Here is a 1,129-nt window from a genome sequence, read left to right on the forward strand (position 1 = left end):
GCCGGGCGTTCTGGGAAGAAGCTATGAATGGGAGGCCGTGGTCGGCGTCATGCCACAGAGCTCACCTGCGACGTAGCTCTCAGGTATTACAGGTATCAGCGGGAGCCGAGGACCGGCCGCTCGTACTACGGGTATCAGCGGGAACCGAGGGCAGGCAGCCGCTCGTCGATGCCCCGTTTCACCAGGCCAGCTGGGCAATCTCCTCCGCCACCACCGCGCACGCGTCCGCCGCCGGGTCGATCAGGGGGAAATGGCCGACGTCCTCCAGGAGCGTGAGGCCGACGACCTCGCCCGCCTTGGCCGCGGCATCCGCATACGCGTCGGCGACGGGCTGCGGTACGACGATGTCGGTGCGGCCCTGGACGAGGGTCGTGGCGATGCCCGTCGGGAGGAGGAGGGCCGGGTCGGCGTAGGGACGACGTTCGCTGAACTTGTCCTGGCCGCCCAGGAGTTGCGCGGTCGCGCCGCCGCAGACGTCCAGCTTCTCGGCCACGGCGAAGTCGGCGATGGGCGCCAGCGCGACGACGCCGCGCAGCGGGACCGGGCCGGTCGTGCGCCACGGCGCGTCGAGCGGGAGGACGTGACGGGCGGCGGCCCACAGCGCCAGGTGCCCGCCCGCCGAGTGGCCGGTGAGAACCATGCGGCGAGGGTCCGCCTCCGGCACGGCGTGCCGCACGAGGTCGGGCAGGGCGTCGAGGGCGGCGGCCACGTCGTCGAACGTCTCCGGCCAGCGGCCCGCCACCGGGCCCGCGCTGCCGCCAGGGCCGCTCTGCGCGGGCAGCGCGCTCCCCCTGCGGTACTCGACGTTGGCCACGGCGAAGCCCCGGCGGGCCAGGAAGTCCGCGAACGGGGTGATGTGCCGGCGGTCGTACGGGGCGCGCCAGGCACCGCCGTGCAGGACCACGACCAACGGGACCGCCGAGGCGGCCGAGGTGGCGCCGGGGGTGGCACGAGGGGCGTAGAAGTCGATCACCTGGTCGGGGTGGTCGCCGTAGGCGGAGGTGGCGTCCGGGTCGACCGGGGGGTGCGAGAAGGCGGATGCCTCTTCGGCGGCATCGCGGGCAGCGGCGTCGTCGTCCGGCATGCTCCAACCTCTCAAGGGTGAAACGGATTTGGATGGGTTTGGGGG

At 73.2% G+C, this 1,129-nt stretch carries 1 protein-coding gene; it reads right to left on the reverse strand.

What is annotated here, in order from left to right; all coding sequences use genetic code 11:
• Positions 1-178 precede the first annotated feature (178 nt).
• The gene (locus AOK15_RS41375; RefSeq protein WP_055524458.1) at positions 179-1,084 is read right to left on the reverse strand and encodes an alpha/beta hydrolase; all 906 of its coding nucleotides are present in this window, start codon (positions 1,082-1,084) and stop codon (positions 179-181) included.
• Between the last annotated feature and the right edge of the window lie 45 nt (positions 1,085-1,129).

This window comes from Streptomyces ossamyceticus (assembly GCF_001418475.1).
GTDB classification, from domain to species: domain Bacteria; phylum Actinomycetota; class Actinomycetes; order Streptomycetales; family Streptomycetaceae; genus Streptomyces; species Streptomyces ossamyceticus.